This window comes from Lachnoanaerobaculum sp. OBRC5-5 (assembly GCF_000296385.1).
Taxonomy (GTDB): domain Bacteria; phylum Bacillota; class Clostridia; order Lachnospirales; family Lachnospiraceae; genus Lachnoanaerobaculum.
This window is the reverse complement of record NZ_JH815185.1, coordinates 87,007-107,941: the sequence shown is the minus strand read 5'-3', so window position 1 is coordinate 107,941 and position 20,935 is coordinate 87,007. Positions and strand designations below refer to the sequence as shown.

Annotated in this window: 19 protein-coding genes; 1 reads left to right on the top strand and 18 read right to left on the bottom strand. The window is 34.1% G+C overall.

What is annotated here, in order from left to right:
- Positions 1–75: 75 nt before the first annotated feature.
- The 9 genes from HMPREF1135_RS00540 to HMPREF1135_RS00505 all read right to left on the bottom strand — a co-directional run bounded on the left by HMPREF1135_RS00540 (position 76) and on the right by HMPREF1135_RS00505 (position 9,537).
- Entirely contained in the window at positions 76–1,392 is a 1,317-nt protein-coding gene (locus HMPREF1135_RS00540; protein WP_007590855.1) for a PIN-like domain-containing protein, read from the bottom strand.
- Positions 1,393–1,477: 85 nt separating this feature from the next.
- The gene (locus HMPREF1135_RS14280) at positions 1,478–1,699 is read right to left on the bottom strand and encodes a hypothetical protein (RefSeq protein WP_304411941.1); all 222 of its coding nucleotides are present in this window, start codon (positions 1,697–1,699) and stop codon (positions 1,478–1,480) included.
- A 147-nt stretch (positions 1,700–1,846) separates the two neighbouring features.
- The gene (locus HMPREF1135_RS00535; RefSeq protein WP_007590854.1) at positions 1,847–2,938 is read right to left on the bottom strand and encodes a restriction endonuclease subunit S; all 1,092 of its coding nucleotides are present in this window, start codon (positions 2,936–2,938) and stop codon (positions 1,847–1,849) included.
- 33 nt (positions 2,939–2,971) lie between these two features.
- Entirely contained in the window at positions 2,972–3,940 is a 969-nt protein-coding gene (gene xerA / locus HMPREF1135_RS00530) for a site-specific tyrosine recombinase/integron integrase (RefSeq protein ID WP_007590853.1), read from the bottom strand.
- Positions 3,941–4,061: 121 nt separating this feature from the next.
- Positions 4,062–5,225 (bottom strand): restriction endonuclease subunit S, encoded by a 1,164-nt coding sequence (locus HMPREF1135_RS13620; RefSeq protein ID WP_007590852.1) that lies wholly within the window; start codon positions 5,223–5,225, stop codon positions 4,062–4,064.
- A gap of 21 nt (positions 5,226–5,246) precedes the next feature.
- Complete coding sequence (locus tag HMPREF1135_RS00520; RefSeq protein WP_007590851.1) at positions 5,247–6,755, bottom strand: class I SAM-dependent DNA methyltransferase; 1,509 nt, start codon at positions 6,753–6,755, stop codon at positions 5,247–5,249.
- A gap of 38 nt (positions 6,756–6,793) precedes the next feature.
- Entirely contained in the window at positions 6,794–8,518 is a 1,725-nt protein-coding gene (locus tag HMPREF1135_RS00515; RefSeq protein WP_007590850.1) for an N-6 DNA methylase, read from the bottom strand.
- Positions 8,519–8,746: 228 nt separating this feature from the next.
- Positions 8,747–9,091 (bottom strand): hypothetical protein, encoded by a 345-nt coding sequence (locus HMPREF1135_RS00510; protein WP_007590848.1) that lies wholly within the window; start codon positions 9,089–9,091, stop codon positions 8,747–8,749.
- Between the two features lie 101 nt (positions 9,092–9,192).
- Positions 9,193–9,537: a hypothetical protein gene (locus HMPREF1135_RS00505; protein ID WP_007590847.1), complete on the bottom strand. Its 345-nt coding sequence runs from the start codon at positions 9,535–9,537 to the stop codon at positions 9,193–9,195.
- Positions 9,538–9,686: 149 nt separating this feature from the next.
- Here HMPREF1135_RS00505 and HMPREF1135_RS00500 point away from each other — a divergent pair, with 149 nt between their 5' ends.
- Positions 9,687–10,727 carry a YeiH family protein gene (locus HMPREF1135_RS00500; RefSeq protein ID WP_007590845.1) on the top strand — a complete coding sequence of 347 codons (1,041 nt, stop codon included), beginning with the start codon at positions 9,687–9,689 and terminating at the stop codon, positions 10,725–10,727.
- Between the two features lie 36 nt (positions 10,728–10,763).
- On the opposite strand, the gene HMPREF1135_RS00495 is transcribed toward HMPREF1135_RS00500, so the two are convergent.
- From HMPREF1135_RS00495 to HMPREF1135_RS00455, 9 genes are all read right to left on the bottom strand, one after another.
- Positions 10,764–12,968: a hypothetical protein gene (locus tag HMPREF1135_RS00495; RefSeq protein WP_007590843.1), complete on the bottom strand. Its 2,205-nt coding sequence runs from the start codon at positions 12,966–12,968 to the stop codon at positions 10,764–10,766.
- Between the two features lie 108 nt (positions 12,969–13,076).
- The gene (locus HMPREF1135_RS00490; protein WP_007590842.1) at positions 13,077–14,633 is read right to left on the bottom strand and encodes a type IV secretory system conjugative DNA transfer family protein; all 1,557 of its coding nucleotides are present in this window, start codon (positions 14,631–14,633) and stop codon (positions 13,077–13,079) included.
- Positions 14,633–15,238: a ClpP family protease gene (locus HMPREF1135_RS00485; RefSeq protein WP_007590841.1), complete on the bottom strand. Its 606-nt coding sequence runs from the start codon at positions 15,236–15,238 to the stop codon at positions 14,633–14,635. The genes HMPREF1135_RS00490 and HMPREF1135_RS00485 overlap by 1 nt, the downstream gene beginning before the upstream one ends.
- 78 nt (positions 15,239–15,316) lie before the next feature.
- The gene (locus tag HMPREF1135_RS00480; protein ID WP_007590840.1) at positions 15,317–15,802 is read right to left on the bottom strand and encodes a rhodanese-like domain-containing protein; all 486 of its coding nucleotides are present in this window, start codon (positions 15,800–15,802) and stop codon (positions 15,317–15,319) included.
- An 81-nt stretch (positions 15,803–15,883) separates the two neighbouring features.
- Positions 15,884–16,477, bottom strand: a complete 594-nt coding sequence (locus HMPREF1135_RS00475) for an AAA family ATPase (RefSeq protein ID WP_007590839.1) — start codon at positions 16,475–16,477, stop codon at positions 15,884–15,886.
- Positions 16,478–16,499: 22 nt separating this feature from the next.
- Complete coding sequence (locus HMPREF1135_RS00470; protein WP_007590838.1) at positions 16,500–17,171, bottom strand: vWA domain-containing protein; 672 nt, start codon at positions 17,169–17,171, stop codon at positions 16,500–16,502.
- Between the two features lie 86 nt (positions 17,172–17,257).
- Positions 17,258–18,361: a macro domain-containing protein gene (locus HMPREF1135_RS00465; protein ID WP_007590837.1), complete on the bottom strand. Its 1,104-nt coding sequence runs from the start codon at positions 18,359–18,361 to the stop codon at positions 17,258–17,260.
- Between the two features lie 73 nt (positions 18,362–18,434).
- Positions 18,435–18,914, bottom strand: a complete 480-nt coding sequence (locus tag HMPREF1135_RS00460) for a pyridoxamine 5'-phosphate oxidase family protein (RefSeq protein ID WP_007590836.1) — start codon at positions 18,912–18,914, stop codon at positions 18,435–18,437.
- A 72-nt stretch (positions 18,915–18,986) separates the two neighbouring features.
- Positions 18,987–20,930 carry a PTS fructose transporter subunit IIABC gene (locus tag HMPREF1135_RS00455; protein WP_007590835.1) on the bottom strand — a complete coding sequence of 648 codons (1,944 nt, stop codon included), beginning with the start codon at positions 20,928–20,930 and terminating at the stop codon, positions 18,987–18,989.
- Positions 20,931–20,935 lie beyond the last annotated feature (5 nt).

The window sequence follows — 20,935 nt, the reverse complement described above, 5'->3', positions numbered from 1 at the left end:
TAACACTTTCTACCTTTTATAATTATATTCATTAGTCACTCCTGTTACAAAAATAATTTAACTCAACACAGTTGTTTATATAACGTCTGAAATCTTAAAATCAATAATGTCAAAATCTACATATTCTTCGTCTTCTCTTAAATATTTAGGATTCTTCTTTAGGTTTTCTAAATCTAAATTTTCAATGAATCTATCTATAGAAATAACTACTGTTACAAAATATACATATACATCATCATATGAATCCTCATCTAAATCATCATCTGTATAGCAATATAACTCTAGCTGATATTCTAATTCATAATTTATAAATATACCACCATTGGATACATATGAATTTACATTCTTTTTCCCTATAAACTCACAATCTTGAACACAATCAACCACTATACCAAAACCTAAATAACATTCGGAGTTCAAACATAAAAAATTTTGTATATCTTCTTCTATTTTCTTATTAACTCTCTTAATAAAAGCATCATCATCTCTATTTAAATCTATATACACTTGGGATTCAAGCAAATTGTACAACTTTGATGCATATCCTTGAAACATAGTTATTGTCATAAAGTCAATTGATACTCTCGGGTTAATCTCTGAAAATTCTTCTTGTAACTCGCTTCTGAGATTTATCAATATCCCTGTTTCTTCTGCTTCTTTATTTTTTTTTGATTTTTCTTTTTCCCACCAATCATCTTTTTCATCATTTGTGATAAAAATAATACTATTCACTTCTTTTATACTAGGTAATTTCAATATCTCTTTCCATAAAAACAAATCTCCAAACTTTTCTATTCCCTCTTTTCCATTATCCTTAAATCCTGGTGGCAATTCATACTTATATCTTAATTCTCCCTCCCTTATTATTTCTAGTTCTTCCTTAAACCCTATTTTACAACCAATTTGATTTTTATCACCTAAATTAGAGACAAATTTTTCAATATCATGTTCCAATTCATTAGAACGCAACGAAATAACCTTATATTCTTCTCCTACAATATCCTTATATGTTTCTATCTCTTCTCTAACTTCTTTAAATTTTTTCAAAATCTTATCAAAATATTCTTTTATAAATGGATAATTATATCTTTCTGATGTTTTAAGTTCTTTTTTAACACTATTTTCACTTTTATCAATAATTATTTTTAGTCTATTTTCAAAGTTTGAATATCTTTTCTTCAAATCACCAAATACAACATATTTATTTTTATTGTACTCATTAATAACTTGATTCGGAATCCATATCAAATCACTACACTTGTCAAATATCATCATAATATTTTTACTTGTATATAATGAATATCTTGCTAGATCTAAAATAACATTAGTATCTAAAACTATTATTGTTTTTTTGTCTTTTAATTTTTTCTTGAATTCACTATACTCCATCATTAAATCATGCCCCTCCCTCAAACATATTTGCTATATTTTATACAATACCATAATTTTATTATATTTTCACCCTTTAATTCTTTCATTAACATATAAATAACCTTCTATGTAAATGCAAACAAAAGGTATATCCTCCCACCTTAGCCAACACCTGATTTTGAGAGTAGATTTTTCGATCGCAAATTTTCCCATTCATACTTTGATAGTTGAAAATAAAATTATAATCAAATTTTTTAGTTTTTTTTACTTGCTCATTAAATCTTTTTGTAGAGTTTCTATATATTTTAATAAACTCAAAATCAAGCATAACTTTTTGATTTCATTATAAATTTTGTTTTTAACTACTGTTTCACCCATTACTACAATCTCTTTATTTTATGTTCTAGATTATTTATACTTTGCAAAACAAGACAATAGGTTTAGTGATTAATTATATTTATAATTGAACTCATTATTATTGTATTATAAATGTGTTTAGTTGTAAAACAACTTTTGATTTGTTGACTTGTTCGACAAAGGTAGAAAAATATTTTTGTTTCTCAAAGCTTGGAAAATAGTATTCAAAGTTCCTAATCTTCTGCATATTTATTGAGGCCTGTGCCACTTTAGATGCAAATGACATTATATATTTATTAGAGTACATCAGAAGATGTACTAAAAAAACAGGATCGTAACTTAACTTATCTATTATAGTTATTTTCCCAACATTAGGTGCCAGATGATATTTATTATCCTCATCAACTAAAGCAACATCACCAATTGTACCTGCATATGTTATAAGAATATCTCCAATATACAACTTTGATCTAGGTAAAAGGTCAGAAGTTTCTCTTTCAATCCATTTTATATCATCTAGAATAAGTTTTCCTCTTTTACAATTCAATCCTCTCAGCATTATAACATCACCAATTGAACCTACATCTTTATATTTTATATACTTAGTAAACTCAAAGCCTGCCAATTTAGTTACAGAAGCAATATCGCCAATTTTTCGCCTATTTTCTTTAATCTTATCACCCTCTACCAAATCACCAAAGAGCTCGAAAAATCGGGCTTTGATAAGTTCATCCAATTTAGAAATCACTTCTGTTCTCAATTTTATAATTCCATTTAATTTATCTAATATATTTGCGATAGACTCCTGTTCAGCAATTTCTAACAAATTAAGAGTATTCTTCTTTATATCAGGAACTGTAAGTTGCGGAATAGATGTACCACTAGACTGTGGTTTACACATCTTCAACGCATAGAACAAATATCTTTCTGATACTTTCTTCAAATCAGGAACAACAGTTATAAGCCTAATAACTGGTAAAAATGGTTCTCTTCTAATTACTGTATATCCTATAGTCCCCCTCGCTGCAACGGTAATACTTAGTTCTTTTTCTCTTGCTTCATCTGTATATCCGTACAAACCTTCATCTTTTTCGGCATTTGCAAAGATAGGGACTTTATAATCTTCTGTTTTTTCTTCTGAATACCTATCTTTAGGTACATCTCCGCCCGCATAGATTCTCTTACAGACTTCTTCCAATTTCACTCTCATCTACTATCCCTGCAAATCTCAAGTTGCAAAATTTCAAGCAATATATCTTTGATGGGAATTCTTTACATTATTTTGGTTTACCATAGCATATTGCATTGTAGTATCAATTTGAGAGTGACCAAGTATCTTTTGCACTTGCTCTATTGGCATTCCCTTATCTATGGCTCTAGTTGCCATACTTCTACGAAATTTATGCGGGTGGATTTTTTCAAGATTTAGCTTTCTACCAAGTTGTCTTAATCGAATTTCTACTCCACTTATTTTCAATCGATCATGCGGTGCATCCAATGTAACAAAAAGAGCCTCATTGTCATCATCCCTACTTTCAATGTAATCAATGAGGTGTACCTTTGCTTTAGCATCAAAGTATACTTTTCTCTCTTTATTTCCCTTACCATATACAACACATTCACGACCTTCCAAGTCTATATCACTGATATTTAAATTTACAAGTTCACCCACTCTTATACCGGTAGAATACAGCAAGTCTATTATAGCCTTGTCTCTTTTTGATGAGCAATTATCTCTAAGTCTTTCTATACTCTCATCAGAAATAACGCTCTTTACCACTGTCTTAGTTCTTATTTTATGAATACGCTTCATAGGACTTTTCAGAATATAATCTTCCTCTTCAAGCCATGAAAAGAAACTCGAAATATTTCGCCTTATATTGTCGATAGTAGTATTACTGCAATTATTTATCTTTTGATAATCAGAAAGATATTCTCTCATCTCTTCGGTGGTTACTCTTCTTACCGGTGTATCCTTGTTTTTTAGTAAATGTTCTATTGTTACTTTATAATACTGTATCGTCCTTTCAGAACATCCCTCCACTTTCTTTGCATCTAAGAACAGTTTCAAGAAATCTTCATTCGAAATATCCTGCTTAGTAGCCTCACAATCAGAAAAAGCCTTCAAGATTACCTCCTGAAGCTTTTTCATCTGCGAAATAGATAAGTACTCTGACATTTCGTTTAGTATTATTACAATTTTGTCTTCCATGATGATATTCTCCTTTGTATACCATCATCCTACGCCATCCAATTTCTTATTATATGTACTGATTTAATTATTCAATAACAAAACGTTTGCATACATTTGTTCTGTTTTTACTATTTGTCACCTACCCAAAGTACTTTTGCATAAGACTATCAAATAGTAACTGAGCTTTGTCCAATGCTTTTTGAACTTCAACTTTTGATTTGTTGACTTGTTTAACAAAATCTACATACTTAATTTGAAGTTCTTTAGGTGGTAATATCAGCTTAAATCCTCTAATTGCTTTAAGACCAACGTTCTTAATTGTACTTGCAGTTGCATTACTTTCTAAAAAGATTTTAAATGCATCTGTATTCATAACTCCATATACAAATTCTCTATTTACTTCAGATTTTAAATTACAGTAGCAAACACTTTTTCCTAACATAACTTCTTCACCATTATATAACGCTAACTTACCAAGAGTTCCATTTATCGATAACAAAATTGTATTATAATTCATTGTACTACAATGCTTCTTATATGTTTCTTTGTTTACCATCTTTGTTATAGGTGTTACCTCTATAACACCAGCCTTAAGATTATTACCATTTATAAATGGATATACACCATATTCATCATACTTAGGTGTTCCATGAAGTCCATCACCAATTCCATCACATGCATTATTCAACTTAATAACATCCCAGTCTTTTTCATTGATAATTGGATCTCCAAAGATTTCAACAAATCGGGCTCTGACAAGATTTTCTAATAATAATGATTCTTTTTTTCTACTCTCTAATATACTTCTTACCATATCAAACTGATTTGCAATTTTTAACTGCACATCTTTGTTAGGTATTGGCACATATGTATTTCTTATCATCTCACTATTTAGATTGTTTACTACTCCACCAACAGCCATAGCTTCAAACTTTTTATACGTACTTTTGGAGCTTAAATAGTAGTAAAGGAATCGTTTATCAAACACCTTTTTCTCATCTCTTAATACAAGCCATCCATCATGAATACACCCATCTATTTTTAATATATATGGGCGTCCAAAACTCATAGAATTTGATAATAAAAAATCTCCAGGCTTAACGTACCTTGATTTCTTCATTCCTTCTTTCTTAATTTTTTGAGCTGTTGAGGTTATGTACATTGAATCTGAAGTATCCCCAATCTTAATCCAGTTTATACCATTTTCGTCATTCGTAATAAACTTGTCAATTGGCCTTGGAGACCCCCCTCGTTCTACAGTACATACGTCACCAAGCTTTTTATATTCCCACAATTTCTGCATCTAAACTATCCCACACAAATCTCAATTTGAGATCCCTTTCAATAATTCTCTCAACACTCTGGTTTCTTCCATTATCTGCTCATTCAGCTTCTCTATTTCATCCAAAATCTCTGATGTTGGTGGATATTCTACGGGAACATACTCCACCTCCTTGTATTTATTGATGGATAAGTCATAATCTTTTTCTATGATTTCACTCTTAGGTACCATAAATGACTTATCTGTACGTTTTCTATCCTTTTCTCCATCAAGATTCTTAAAGCGGTCTATGATATCCGGTATGTCATTTTCTGCTATCGGTGTTCTCTTATCATCCAAACTCTTACCGTCTGCTGTCATATCATAGAACCATACATTATCAGTTCCACCATGATTGGTCTTTGTAAAGATAAGTATACCTGTAGACACTCCCGCGTATGGTTTAAAGACTCCGGACGGCATGGATATTACTGCTTCCAGCTTTTGATTTTCTATCAATTCTTTTCTTATAGCCTTATGAGCATTGGAAGAACCAAAAAGCACACCATCAGGTACTATACAGGCACATCTTCCACCTATCTTTAGCATTCTTGTAAAGAGTGCAAGGAATAACAGTTCTGTTTTTTTAGTCTTACATATTTTTAGAATATCTGTAGATACTATGTCAGAATCAAGGCTACCCTTAAATGGTGGATTTGCAAGTATCAAAGAGTACATATCCTTATCGGGGTTTTGATCGGATAAACTATCTCTGTATTCTATACAAGGATTTTCTATACCATGAGTCATCATATTCATAGCACCTATACGAAGCATGGTTCTATCCATATCAAATCCGTAGAACATGTTATTCATGAAATGTTCTTTATTCTTTTTATCCATAAGTACTTCTTTTTTATATTTTTCCTTTAAGTACTCACCACTGATTACAAGAAATCCTGATGTACCGCATGCGGGATCACATATAGTCTCATTTGGCTGCGGATCCATCATTTCTACCATCATCCTTATGATATGCCTTGGTGTTCTAAACTGACCGTTTACACCTGACTGTGCAATTTTAGAAAGCAGGTACTCATATACATCTCCTCTTACATCCGTGCTCTGTATCTTATCCATCATGGCATATATCTCATCCATAGCATCTACTATCTTTGAAAGCATCAAAGGTGTACTTACTTTAAATATTGCATCTCCCATATACTTACTGTATGCACTATTTTTATCACCATGAAGATTTTTTATAAAAGGAAATACCCATTCTTGCATTATGCTGTACATTCTTTGTGCAGGAAAATCATGAAAAACAGACCATTTAAGTTGTTCACCCTCTACTTTTCTATCTCCTATCACTACCTCACCATCAAAGATACTCTTAAACGGTAAACCAAGCATTGCTGCTTCTTTTGCTCTTATATTATCTGCACTGTCAATATCTCTGATGAACATCAGATATGTCATCTGCTCCACAACTTCAAGAGGATTTGTAATACCTCCTGTCCAGAATATCTCCCATAATCCATCAATCTTATTTTTTAATTCGCCTGTCATAATCTCCCTTTCCACTTTCGTTAAAAATAATATTTATTTTATTCCATATTATTTTTTATATTGTAAATTCGCTTCAGTTTTTCTCTTGAAGTTGAAAGCTTTTCTTTTAAGTCCGCTATCCTCTCAAGTTCCTCTTTGTATTTCTCCCCTATTATATTCTGTTCCTCAAATGAAGGCAAAGGAATTTCAAGTTTTCTCAACTTTTCTAAAGAAATTGTTGGGATTACGCTACCTACATATATACTTTTAAATAAAGCTCTCCCAAGCTCACTGTCAAAAAGTGCTTGCAAATAATATGGATTAGCTTTTATCTCATCTATTTCAAGAATAAACATATTTCCGGTTGCCAATATTTCCGTACCTTCTGCTACCTTTACAACCGCTGATTTAAAGTCCGGTGATCCTGTCTTTGTTAAAACGATTGAATTATTTCTTATACAAAACTTTTTTATATTAGCCTGTATATCCTTTAAGTACTGATTATCCGTAAAGAAAATATCTCCATCACTAATGTTTGAAATCATTATATATCTATAAGATGTGGGTTCGCTTGCTCTATTTTCATCTAAATATGATGCTTTTACCTGTGCTCCCCTTGTTATACTCTTTACAATACTCGAAAGCTCCACTCCGTCTTTAATCTCCGGCGCTTTCTCCAGATATCTACTTGCATTAATAATATAATCATTTTCTGCAATCTCATTTATGCTTATTGTTATAGATTTATTACTGTTCTTTTGTAATAATTCCATAATATCTGATATGTCATTGTCCGATAATATAGTTCTTCTTCCATCTTTTGTAAAATTCTCACCTGCATCAATCATCTTAATATTAGTGTTTCCATGACTGAAAATCACAAGAGTTGTTGCAATAGACGTTCCGGGTAGTAGTTTTGCAGGCAATAAAACCGTTGCTTCTATAAGACCGTTTTCAACAAAGTATTCCCTTATTTTTCTATCTGTAGAATTCCATGTTGTTCCATTTGTCATAATGGCTACAGCCCTTCCATTCAATTTCATCTGCTCAACCAATTTCAAGTTAAATATCCAGTCTGAAGAAACTCTCTTTATATTATCCGGAAAATCCACAAAATCTTTTACAATATCTTCAATATCAGGAATAGAGATCATAAAAGGATAATTTGCAAAAAGCTTATCTACCTTCTTTTCCGCTTTGTATAGCATAGCATCATTTAAAACTAAAGATATATACCTGTCCAATAGTGATGCCCTTATATTTGCAATAAAGTTAAACACCATATTAAGCTCTACACCGGTATATTTTAGATTCTCTCTTAACAATGCAAGCTCAACAAAAAAATTACCCTTGCCTGAACAAAGCTCCAATACACTATCATTTTCCTGCACATCCAATATCTTAGCTGCAAGCTTTAATATTCCTCTTGGAGTAGATGCCTCTTGGAAAACGTCTTCCAAGTCATTATTAAATAACAGATATGCAAGGAGATTCTTCGCATCAAATCCATATCCTTTTAATCTATTTAATACAGGCGATATCTCAGGAAAATAATAAATCAACTCACTTTTTATACTGTCATCTACATCACAAATATTCTCAAACAATTCAATACTGTCAAGGTCTTTAATTTTGTCCTTAGCTACCCTGTACAATAAATATGCTAATACTGTTGAATATCTTGATTTATTATCACCTGATATTTTACGAAGCTCACTGCTTATAGCATCTGAAATATCTGAAGTATCAATCTTTTCCAATCTCTTAAGATATGATATATTCATGCCACTCCTTCTAGGTTTTTAATAACCTTTATTTTATAAGGTTATAATAAACCTGAAAAATACGAAAGTCAATCCTAGTTTTAAGGTTTTTAATAACCTTATGATTTTTACTGAGTATGATATTCTCTATAAGTTTATTACAAATACACGAATTATATTTACTTACAAGAAAAAGGTGCCTTATCTGACGACAAAGACACCTATATACAATTCGCTTACACCTGCCTATTAGTAGTTTTCATCCTTTACAGGCACCTCTTTATATTCATCGATATTTATCATATCTTCATATATTAGCATGTTGGAGTTATAAGATGATTTATGTATAAGCCAAAATTCTTTCATATACTTAAACCAAGATGCTCTTCGTATTTTTAAACTGGGAGCACCCAATCTTGCCGGAGCTTCTTCAAAATTATCAATGGTATAGATATATTTATCATTAGTTTTATTTAGAAGATAACATCCGGCTTTTTTATATAGATTATCTATTTCAGTATAAATATCTTTTATATTATAGTTCTTATCTTGTTTTATACTATCTTCATCAAGTTGTAATAATACTTTATACATTCATTCTCCTTTTTCTTTGCAAAAATACATATAGGCCTTCTGAAACTTAATAAAAGCACTAAATATATTATCTATTGTTATATCCCACTCCGGACATTTTTCTAGCTTTCTTCATCATCTTCTTCGTCTTCAAGCTGTTCTTCCCAGTCAGGTATCATATCTTCATATACCCATTCATCTTTAGAGTATTCATTATGTACAAGAAAAAATTTATCCATATATTTAAACCAAGGCAATTTCCTTATATCAAGACTCGGTACACCAAGTCTTGCCGGCGCTTCCTCTATATTATCAATAGTATAGATATACTTATTTCCATCATTTTCAAGAAGATAACATCCGGCTTTACGATAAAGAGCATCTATCTCTTTATAGATATCATTTAAATCAAACTCTTTATCTTTTTTTACCTGTTCTTCATTAATCTGTAGTAAAACTTTAAACATAATAGCTCCTTTAATCTTTAAAAATTTTAAATTTCAAAATATTGTTTTTGCAATACATTTCTTGAAAAAAATTTCAGCACAAAATTTTCTCCCCACATCTCCCCTCATTGTACTATAATCATAATATAAAATTCAGAAAGGACATTAAGATGAATTCAATAAAATCTTTCTTATCAAAAAACTTATTCGGTATGCTTATATGCTTTCTCATCGCTCTGCCGGCGTGGTTTTTGGGGAAGAGATTTCCTATAATCGGAGGTCCGGTTATTGCGATTATTGCAGGTATGATTATTACACTTTTTTGGAATGAGAAGGGCAGGGCAGGTGCCGGAATAAAGTTCACTTCAAAATATGTTTTGCAGGCGGCTGTGGTTTTTCTGGGATTCGGCCTTAACCTAAGTGTTGTGCTTCAAACCGGCAGGCAGTCGCTCCCTATAATCATATGCACGATATCCACCGCACTTATAATTGCCTTTATTTTACATAAGCTGATGAATATCCCCGGCAATATCTCAACTCTTGTGGGCGTGGGTTCTTCCATATGTGGTGGTTCCGCCATAGCGGCTACCGCACCTGTAATAAATGCAGATGATGACGAGGTGGCACAGGCTATATCGGTTATCTTCTTTTTCAATGTACTGGCTGCACTGCTCTTTCCTGTTTTCGGCAAGATGATGGGATTTGATACTCTGAGCGGAGAGGCTTTCGGCATATTCTCAGGCACTGCGATAAATGACACTTCATCCGTTACCGCTGCCGCTTCCACTTGGGACAGTATGTGGAAGCTCGGCACTCAGACTCTTGATAAGGCGGTTACGGTAAAGCTTACCAGAACGCTTGCAATCATTCCCATTACTTTGGTGCTTGCAATAATCAATGCAAGGAAGTCAAATGATAATAATAACGGTTTCAGCCTTAAAAGATCATTTCCGATGTTTATCATATTTTTTATTATTGCATCCGTTATCACTACCGTTGCTTTAAGTGCAGGTGTACCTTCACATTCATTTGCTCCTTTAAAGGATTTCAGCAAGTTCTGTATCATTATGGCAATGGCTGCAATCGGACTTAACAGCAATTTGATAAAGCTTATCAAATCTGGCGGTAAACCTATTATTCTTGGCGGAATATGTTGGATAGGTATCACCGCAGTAAGCCTTCTAATGCAGCATATACTTGGTATTTGGTAAAAAAAGTGTGCAAGCCCCAAAAACTTGCACATTTTTTTAATTTATCATCACTTTATAAAGTATTACATCTCCATAGTCTTTATAAACTTCGGTACTTCCATCCTCCAATAGGTATCTTACAACATCCGCCGCTCTTTCCCTGCCTTCCAGATACTCATCTTCAACACAGATATATTTTATATCCGCATAATGCAGATAATCCTTAAAATTATCAAGTGTTCTTACAACGGCGGAATTACCTCCGCTTCCTGTAATATCTGTATAAGTCCTTATATCCGCACTCAATATTTTAAGTAAGTTGTCCTCTGACAATAATAGTGTTCTCGGATTGCCCAATTTCATCAAATCAATATATACATCTACAAAGTTGCTGTCTGTATTTCCCAACACTTCTTTGTCGATATATCTGTCATGATGATTATATATTCCAAGTTCTCTTATATACTTCGGACTTTCGGTAAGTCCTCTGATACCTGCCCAGTTTGTAACCCCCGTTATAAGAAGTGAAAATGCTATACATGGTATCAATGAATAGAATAGACTCTTAACCCCTGTTTCTTCAACAAGAAAACAAACCGTAATGATAACCAAAGCAAACAACAATATGAAATAATTACCGTCTACCTGATTTAATATAAATAAGCTAAACAGACTGACCGCAGCATCTACTCCGAGAATAATCATTATATATGTGAATATATCTCTATTACTCTTATTCTTAATGCAGTATCTTACAGTAAATACAGCCAGGATTATAAATAATACAGTTATCAGTACGGTAGGTGAAGCTATATAAATATGCGTCTCATTTGTCGGTGATATAAAAAGCTGGAATAATCTGTAAAATATATCTACACTCTCACCTGATGACATATTCATGCCTGCACTTCTATAATCTCCGATAGTATAAGGATATTTTGTCTCTATTCCAAGCTTATACCATACAGAAGAATATACCGAAGTAATAATATGACCGGTAAGTATATATGTTCTTGCATATACAAGTACAATTGCCGCAATCGGAAGGACTGACAGGTAGGCAAATCCGAATAAATTTTTGATTTTATTTTTATTCTTTATAAGGTCTGTAACAAGATAAATAATATTTGCAATGCCTATACCGAAGCTGAACAATAGACTCGTAGGCTTATATATAATACTTGCAAGCAGGGCTATCAATGCAAATGTAATATAGTAACTATGTCTTTTTTTCACATACAGGCACATATTCAGTATTGATATCAGCTGCATTAATAATGTGATCATATCAGTCTTTGCAGATAATCCCATATTCATAATTGCAGGTGTCACGGATACCAGTACTACTGCAAGCCATGACTTATCATCTCTTTTTTCACTGCAGACTTTTACTATCTCAAATACCGTAAAAAGTACCATTATTGCACATATGTAAGAAAAACTCAGTACAAATCCGAAGCTTTTCTTTGTATTAAGTGCAAGTGTAAGTATCTCAAGTCCCTTCGGGTAAACATATACATCGTTTACGGTTCCCAGATTGTCATATATTCCGGTATTTCCGATAAGTACAGACAAACTTCTAAGTCCGTACCTTAAAGAATCATAGTCCAAAGTAATATTGATTCTTCCAATTTGCAACAGTATTGCTGAAAGTGATATTGCGGAACCTATGCAGAAAAAATTTTTATTTTCAAAATCTTTCTTTTTTTCTGTATTATTCTTTACTAACGGTACTATTATTTTGAAAAATCTCATCAAAATATAAGTGACTACAACAAGTATTGCAAGTCCCAGAGTAAAGTATCTTACTCCTTTTTTTGAGGCAAGATGAAGTGCTGAAAGTACACATATGAAAATAATATATGTAAGACTTCCTGTGCTAAAGCTGTTTAAATAACGGGCTATAATGCCATCTTCCACACAGCTTTTTCTCACCTTTACAAGCACTATTTCACCAAGCCAAATGAGCACCAATAGGAAGATACAATCTACTATAAAAGCGGTGGCGGCCTGATGTAAAATCATATATATCAGACTAAAAAATCCTATATCTATAAGTCTTATATAATTGTTTTTTACCAATCTTAATATCAGATAAAATATAACAAATAGCAGTATATGTTCAAAATAAAGCATTTTTGTTTCCATCTCTCCGATATCAAATAATATATAAGTCTTTTCAGCCAATAAAGAAAAACTGTATATACTAAGAATGGCGGCACATATAAAAATAAGCAAATATCCGGTTTTCTTAATATTCATATATAAACTCCATACCTCTTGTAACACAAATCTTTCTCATCAAATCACCACCTATTTTCATCAATACTCTCCCTGTTCACCCTGTATTTTAAATTTTGTCTCTAATACCTAGAAAATGTCGAAAAAGTCATAGTCGTCTTCAAAGAATTCATCATTATCTTCAAAAGAGTCTTCAAAAGAGTCATCAAAATTTTCATTCGTTCCATTTTTCCTTCCCTCATGTAGTTTTACCATTTCAGGGTCGAGCTTTATTTTATATGACTTCGGTTCAAACTCGTCTGTTTCATATGAATCGTCTTCATATAAATCTGTTTCATATAGCTTTACACTGTTTTTAAGTTCTTCTATAAATAAGCTTCTTTCTTGGGTAAATCCTTCAAATACCTTCGGCTCTTTCATATTATTTGTAAGCTTCTTATACAGTTCGTTTTCCGTGATATTATATCTTTTTGAAAACTTAGGTTTTGAGCCTCTTCTGAATATAATCTGATTTCCAAGTTTCATATTCAGGCAATCCTCCGTCATTATTCCGGCTCTCATTCCGATATTTCTTGCAGTATCCAAATCATTTGAACCCATATAGACATATGTATCACAGTTGTTAATAATGGTTGTAGCACTGTCATTTCCATAAAGTGATGACAATTGTGACTCCGACTGTATCAAAAGTGTCACCGAGATACCCTTTTCCCTGAATATTGAAATATACTGGTCAAATAAAGGTACCGGACATCCGGTTGCAAAGTCGTCCGCCAGAAAATGTATAGGTCTTGGCAATACGCCTTCAGCCTGTCTTTCTCCAATTTCAAACAGTTCTTTAAATATATGTGCATAAAACATATTTATAAAACTGTTTAAGCTTGGATTTACGGGACTTGTAGTCACAAACAATGCTCTCTTTTCCATTGCCAGCTTCTCAAAGCTTATCTTATTTTCCATCTTGAACATTCTTCTAAGCTCAGGTGTAAAGACATATCCAATGGCCGTATTTAATGTACCGAAAACACAACTTGCGGTTTTTATAGGCAATCTCCTAAAAGATTTCCAGTTAACCGTAGCAAAGTTAAAAGTGTTTGTCATTTCAAGCTCTAAAAAATCGTAATCATAATTAGTCTTTATCTCGCTTGTATCATCTTCAAAGCTAAGCTTATCAAGCATCTCAAGGACATCTATAAAGCTCGGATTATCTTTTTTCATCAGTACATAGGATATAAATGCCGCAAAAAGTGAAGTAGCCGCCTCATCCCAGAACGGATCCGCATTGCTGTTTTCTCTTTTCTTATTTGCTGTGACAATGCTCTTGGCTACAAAAACTATATCCTGATAACTTTTGATGAAATCAAGCGGATCATAAGCTATATTTCCATTTTCAGGATGTACAAAGTCAAGATCCCAGACCTTATAATCTCTTTCTTCCAATAATGAAAAATATTTATTCACAATTCTTCTCTTTGTTACAGAAGTAATAATATTTCTGTTATATGATTCCAAAAGAAATGCTTCCGTTATGGAAAGGGTTTTACCTGAACCTGAGCCTCCGACTACCAAGATATTATTGTTTATACCGGTTATATTACTGTCTGTAGAAAATATACAATCTTCGCCTTCGCCTAAAATCACCCTGTCAATTTTGGATTGTATCTGCTTACCTTTTTTATCTCTCATTACCGCTCCGCTTCTTTTACAAAATCAATGACCTTTGAGAACTCTATTATTTCATCACATAGATTAAATGCAATTGCTTCATCAGGTGAGAAATAATGATCAAAATCAGTAGCTTTATCAATCTCTTCTTCAGTCTTTCCTGTATGTTTTGCCAGTAGACTGTTTATTTTCTTTTTCGTTTCAAGCATGCTGTCTGAAATGCTCTTTATGCTTGAAGCATTATCTGAAACCCTTCCGCCAAGCATCGGTTGATGTAGCATAAGTTCACTGTTTGGAAGCATATATCTTTTTCCTGCACATGCCAAAAGCACCGCACCCATGCTGTAGGCTTTTCCCCTACATATCATTCTTACAGGCGCTTTTGAGCCTACTATTGCATCATACATCAAAAGACCGCTGTTTATTTCTCCTCCGATACTGTTTATAAGCACTGTAATAGGCTCGTTTGACTCAAGATTCAGCTCCAATATTTTGTCGGTAAAATCGACAGCCGACTCATCTGTTATTTCACCGTTGATATTTATACATCTTTTACTGAAAAACTTTGCTTCCAGTGATACCTGTGTAATACCGCTGTTTGTCTTTATCAATGTACTTGTACTCATAATATCTCCTCTAATCAATGCCTTTTAAAGTTCTATATGACAAGTTTCACTCTATACTTATCCTAATTTGGATTATTATTAATTACCTGCCACTGTTTCTCCTGTCCAGTCTTTGATACCACCGAATTCATATACATTTGTATAACCCATATCATAAAGCTTTTGTGAAGCCTGTCTGCTTCTGTTTCCGCTTCTGCAATATACAAGTATCACCTGATCAAGGTCAGGAAGCTCTTCCGGCTGAGTATTTGTTATACTCTCATTAGGTATACATATAGCACCCGGAATATGGCCTGCTGCATACTCATCCTTGCTTCTTACATCGACAATGATATGTCCGTCTTCATTTGCCATCATCTGCTTAGCAGTTTCCTGATCAATATGTGTATAGCTGTCTTTTTTAGCTTCCTCACTTTCCTTCATAGTTTCCCCCGCTTTTTCACTTGTAGCTACACTGCTTGCAGCTGTTTCCTTTGCTGTAGTCTCCTGCATACTTGCATTATTTGAACATCCTACAACTGTGAGTAAAACTCCTGTTAATATAACTCCTGCTATCTTCTTCATATAAATAATACCTCTCTTATATTTGATTTCTTTCTGTACAATATATTAACATCACTATGTTACAATATCGCACATCTTCCATTATAGCATGAATTCATTTGTGTATCTATCAAATAAGTGCGAAGAACTCAACCACAAGCAGTTATTCTCAAGCAATGTCCGGCATCCTGCAATCCCCTTAGCTACCAACTTCATATGCTTTGAATTATCATAAATATATAATTCATCTATAAGCGGCATCAATTCCTTAAATTTTGACAATGAAACATAATATCTTCTTTTTATATCCTCCTCCGGAATACCATGTCCACCCATACTGACTCTGTGGGCAACTCTTTGAATTGCCAACTCAGGACTAATAAGTCCTACATAGTTCATAATTATCTTGTAACCGAGCTTCTTTGCCTTCAGTATATTATTTGTCATACTTCTTCCGGTCAATGTGGTTTCCTGATTGAATGAAACAGCTTTATTCATACAGTCTTTTATAAGCTTTACGGCCATCTTCATTGCTTTAGCCTGATCGGATTGATTTCTCCAATCTCCACCATTGGATATTACGATTTCATCTGAATTTACTCTTACACCGAAATCATGATTTTCCTGTAGTAATGTACTATATAAAGTTGACTTTCCTGCACCGTTTACTCCGGCAAATATCGTATATGTTGGCATGATTTTAATCCTCTACTATGTTTTATTTCTTGCGTTTCAAATAATCAAAAACTATTTCTTTTTTCCATCTATTATTAGATAAACTCTCTTCCATAACCATTGGAGAATCCGCTTTCATTACAGCGCACATAGCCTGTGATACTCCTTCATATATAAGCTTTGTACCCCTATCATCATGTATATAGTTCACGGCTCTTTCTCTACGTATTCCAAATCTCTCGGCTTCTGCACATGCATCTATATTTGCTCCTATGAAGATAAATTCCCAGCCATACTCTTTCTGCTCTTTTTCAATCATCTTCTTAACCTGCTCGTAGTTATAATTCATGCTTGCATTTTCCATTCCATCTGTTGTGATAACAAATATAGTCTTATCCGGCCTGTCTTCTTCTCTTGCATATTTATGAATATTGATTATATGTTTGATTGCACCACCAACTGCGTCCAAAAGTGCAGTCGATCCTCTTACAAAATACTCTTTATTTGTTATCTTATCCACTTTTTCAATCGGCACTCTGTCATGAATAACCTCGGTTCTGTCATCAAACAATACTGTTGATACATATGCCTTCTCTCCTGTCTGTTTTTGCTTTTCAATCATTGAATTGAATCCTCCGATTGTATCAGCCTCAAGACCGCTCATTGATCCGCTTCTGTCCAAAATATAAACTATTTCTGTTAATGTCTTTTTCATAAGATTTCTCCTTCAAATTTATTTTGTAAGCTTATGATACATTAACTAAGCCAAAAAAAGGTCAACCCTAAGGCGACCTTTTACATTTAACTTGAAAGCGGTTCCAATCCAAAGTCAAACAGTACAATGTCTATTTTTATTACATTGTAATCTTTATTTTTTATAAAGTATTCCACCACCTTGTCGGTCTGTGAAATAGGTGAAAGTGCATATCCTGCAATTCTTAAAAAGTCCACCGTCTCATCAATATTTAATCTAAGTCCGACTGCAAGTGCCAGTACTTTCTCTTTTGAAGGCTTTACATTTCCTTTTAAAAGCTTTGAAAAATACTGCTTTGAGATATTTGCAGTTGCGTAAACCTCGGAGTTTTTCAATCCCTTCTTGTTTATAAGCTGCTGCAAATGTTTTCCAAAAGATTCAGTATATATCTTCTTTAATAGATCCTCCAGTGATTCAGAAACATCCTCAAGCTTCCTCTTTCTCAAGAAATCCGGTACGTTTAAAGAAGAATGGCTATAATCATGTTGAGCTTCGCCCACTTCCGGTTTTCTTACATTCAGGTTCTGATATGGCGGATCTTTGTAACCAAGATATTCCTCATCATCTTCATATGCGTAGTAATCTTCATCCACAGGCAGATACTCTGTAGCATTTGCCGCAGCTACATAATCATCATCTATAAACTCTGTAACTTTATCCACCAGAGTACCGGATACCCGTACCGCATCACTTCCGAAAACCACAAGAAATATTTCTATTTCATAATCTTTTAAAAATTCCGTGAAGGCTTCTACAGCTATAGCTACACCGATTTCTTCCGGAAATCTGTATGTACCTGTTGCAAGCAAAGGAAATGCTATGGATTTGCAATTATTTTCAACTGCCATATGCAGCGCTTTATCATAGCATTGCCTAAGTATAGAAAGTTCGTTACTTCTTCCGTCCTTCCAAACAGGACCGCTTACATGAATAATGTATTTGGCATCAAGATTGAATGCAGGTGTAATACCGACATCTCCGGGATATAAATTTCCAAGCTTTCTTCGCTCCTCTAAAAGCTCTTTGCTTCCTGCCGCATTATATATGGCGGTTTCAACTCCACGTCCTATAAAACCGTAAGGATTTACTGTATTTACAATAGCATCCGCTTTTACCTTCGTTATATCATTTCTTATAATCTTAAAAGGCACTATACTACCTCCATTTATTTATATCCCAATTATATACTAATCTATCCGCTCATTCCACCTATATAAAGCCTCTTTACTTTTCATGCACCAGTTTACCGGTTATATGGTCAATACTCATTACATACATTTTCACTCTGCTGCCTGCGCTTTCAATTTCCTTTTCAATGGATTCCGGGCTTGGATAAAATCTTTTAGCAAGTCTTCTTAACTGATCATATATCTTTTCCTTGTCGCTCACTTCTTCTACATGCCCCAGACATACAACGCTTTTGAATGTATTTGCCCAGTCTCCCTCTTCTATATGGCCCTCATCTGTAGTTGTAAAACACACCTTGTTATCTTTTCCCAAAAGATCTACCTTAAGCCCCTGCAGTGAACCGTGAAAATATATTCTTCCTTCAGTTTCATCAAAATATTGATTTATCGTAACAGCATAAGGATATCCGTTCTCACCGTTCATAGCTATAACTCCTCTTGGTGCACTCCTTAGTATTTCAAAGCACTCCTCTTTTGTCAGCTGCTGTTTAAATCTTCTCATTGCTCTAAATTCCATATTATCTCCATTCAATTTTAAATATCTTAATTCATAAACAGGCCTATGGTAAAACCCATAAGCCTGTAATTTCTAGTTTTCTTTCTTTTTTCCAAGATTCAGTGATACTATCAACAGGAATGCACCCATTACGGTTCCGATAACTAAAGCAAGCAAATACATTACAGGGTTTGTCACAGCACCTACCAAAACCGCAAACATTCCACCATGTGGAGCCCTTGATCTGCAGTCAAAAATCATGCTGAGCGCACCTGCCACACCACTTGATAAAAACAGTGGCGGTATTACTCTTATCGGATTACTTGCCGCAAAAGGTATTGCTCCCTCTGTTATAAATGCAAATCCCATTACATAATTTACAAAAGCACTTCCTCTTTGTGTTTCAGGCCAAAGATTCTTATAAATCGTAGCCGAAAGTGCAATAGCAAGCGGCGGTATCATTCCTCCTACCATACTTGCAGCCATAACATCACTTCCTGCCGTTCCGGATGTTGTAACAAGCGCTGTTGCCGTAACATACGCAGCCTTATTTATCGGACCTCCCATATCTATAGCCATCATGGAGCCTACTACAAATCCTAAGATAACCTTTTCTCCACCGCTCAAAGCTTCGATAAAGTTCTTAAATGATGTCATAATAAATGCCATCGGAGCATTTACTACAAAGAGCATCAAAACACCCATTATAAATGATCCAAGTACAGGGAATAAAAATATCGGCTTTATTCCGTCAAGTGAACGTGGAATCCATGAGAATATATATCTGAGTGCGATAATAATACCGCCTGCCAAAAATCCGGCCACCAAAGCACCTAAAAATCCCGAAGGTGTGTAATTAAGCCATGCCGCACTTTTTAATCCGAGTATACTTGGATCTGCCAGAATTCCACCTACCATACCGACTATAAATCCCGGTCTGTCGGCGATACTTCTTCCTATAAAACCTGCCAATATAGGCAGCATCATACTGAATGCAAGCTTACCGAGTACAAACAAAAGTTCAGCAAATTTATTGTAGCTTGGATCCTCCGGATTGAAAGCATTAATACCCCAGAAAAATGACAAAGCTATAAGTATTCCGCCTGCCACTACAAATGGAAGCATATTGCTGACGCCTTCCATAAGATACTTATATATCTTACGTCCTACGCTCTCACCTTCTGTGCTTTCGCTACTGCTCTTTTCACCGCTATGATGATATACGGCTGCGTTTCCGTCCAAAACGGTCTGTATCAGTTCCTTAGGTTTATTTATTCCGTCTGCAACCTTAGTAAATAATGTAGGATGTCCGTCAAACCTTGCGATTTCAACCTTCTTATCAGCCGCAACGATAATACCTACAGCTCTTTCAATATCATCTTTAGTAAGTTTATTTTCTACACCGATTTGACCGTTGGTTTCAACCTTGACATCAAGTCCCATCTCCTTTGCCGCTTCTTTTATCTTCTCTGCAGCCATAAATGTATGGGCAATACCTGTAGGACATGCTGTAACGGCAATAATGTACTTCTTGTCTTCACTGCCGCTTTCTTCCTTAGGCTTCTCTTTTACCTCCTCGGTTGACTTTACAAAGTCCTCAAAGATTGTCTTTACCTCTTCCTTTGTGGTAGCATTGTCAAGCTTACCTTTAACCTCAGGATTCATAAGTGCTGTGGAAAGTGTAGCCAGTGCCTTTAAATGCTCATCAGCACCGTTTGCAGGAGCACAAATCATAAATATATGCTTTGCCGGCTGAGAGTCAAAACTTTCCCATTCAACTCCCTCATCACTTTTAGCATATATTATCATAGCCTTTTCAAAGCAACTTGCCTTGGCATGAGGTATTGCTATTCCGTCACCTACTCCGGTAGTTGAAAGTTCTTCTCTTCCCAAAAGAGCCTTATAAAACTCATCTTTATTTCCGATTATGCCTTCTTCTACCAACATATCAGTAAGCTTATTCAAGGCATCTTTTTTATCTTTTGCCATAAAGCCGAACTGAATCAAGTCAAATTGAATAAGTTGTGTTAAATTCATTTTAC

Bases quoted from the DNA above. Each gene is read 5' to 3' on its own strand.
- HMPREF1135_RS00485 (WP_007590841.1), bottom strand. From the start codon at position 15,238: ATGAGTACAAGTACATTGATAAAGACAAACAGCGGTATTACACAGGTA.
- HMPREF1135_RS00480 (WP_007590840.1), bottom strand. From the start codon at position 15,802: ATGAAGAAGATAGCAGGAGTTATATTAACAGGAGTTTTACTCACAGTT.
- HMPREF1135_RS00500 (WP_007590845.1), top strand. From the start codon at position 9,687: ATGAATTCAATAAAATCTTTCTTATCAAAAAACTTATTCGGTATGCTT.
- HMPREF1135_RS00495 (WP_007590843.1), bottom strand. From the start codon at position 12,968: ATGAATATTAAGAAAACCGGATATTTGCTTATTTTTATATGTGCCGCC.
- HMPREF1135_RS00470 (WP_007590838.1), bottom strand. From the start codon at position 17,171: ATGAAAAAGACATTAACAGAAATAGTTTATATTTTGGACAGAAGCGGA.
- xerA (WP_007590853.1), bottom strand. From the start codon at position 3,940: ATGGAAGACAAAATTGTAATAATACTAAACGAAATGTCAGAGTACTTA.
- HMPREF1135_RS00505 (WP_007590847.1), bottom strand. From the start codon at position 9,537: ATGTTTAAAGTTTTACTACAGATTAATGAAGAACAGGTAAAAAAAGAT.
- HMPREF1135_RS00510 (WP_007590848.1), bottom strand. From the start codon at position 9,091: ATGTATAAAGTATTATTACAACTTGATGAAGATAGTATAAAACAAGAT.
- HMPREF1135_RS00475 (WP_007590839.1), bottom strand. From the start codon at position 16,477: ATGCCAACATATACGATATTTGCCGGAGTAAACGGTGCAGGAAAGTCA.
- HMPREF1135_RS00460 (WP_007590836.1), bottom strand. From the start codon at position 18,914: ATGGAATTTAGAGCAATGAGAAGATTTAAACAGCAGCTGACAAAAGAG.
- HMPREF1135_RS13620 (WP_007590852.1), bottom strand. From the start codon at position 5,225: ATGCAGAAATTGTGGGAATATAAAAAGCTTGGTGACGTATGTACTGTA.
- HMPREF1135_RS00535 (WP_007590854.1), bottom strand. From the start codon at position 2,938: ATGAGAGTGAAATTGGAAGAAGTCTGTAAGAGAATCTATGCGGGCGGA.
- HMPREF1135_RS00515 (WP_007590850.1), bottom strand. From the start codon at position 8,518: ATGAATATATCATATCTTAAGAGATTGGAAAAGATTGATACTTCAGAT.
- HMPREF1135_RS00455 (WP_007590835.1), bottom strand. From the start codon at position 20,930: ATGAATTTAACACAACTTATTCAATTTGACTTGATTCAGTTCGGCTTT.
- HMPREF1135_RS14280 (WP_304411941.1), bottom strand. From the start codon at position 1,699: ATGCTTGATTTTGAGTTTATTAAAATATATAGAAACTCTACAAAAAGA.
- HMPREF1135_RS00520 (WP_007590851.1), bottom strand. From the start codon at position 6,755: ATGACAGGCGAATTAAAAAATAAGATTGATGGATTATGGGAGATATTC.
- HMPREF1135_RS00540 (WP_007590855.1), bottom strand. From the start codon at position 1,392: ATGATGGAGTATAGTGAATTCAAGAAAAAATTAAAAGACAAAAAAACA.
- HMPREF1135_RS00490 (WP_007590842.1), bottom strand. From the start codon at position 14,633: ATGAGAGATAAAAAAGGTAAGCAGATACAATCCAAAATTGACAGGGTG.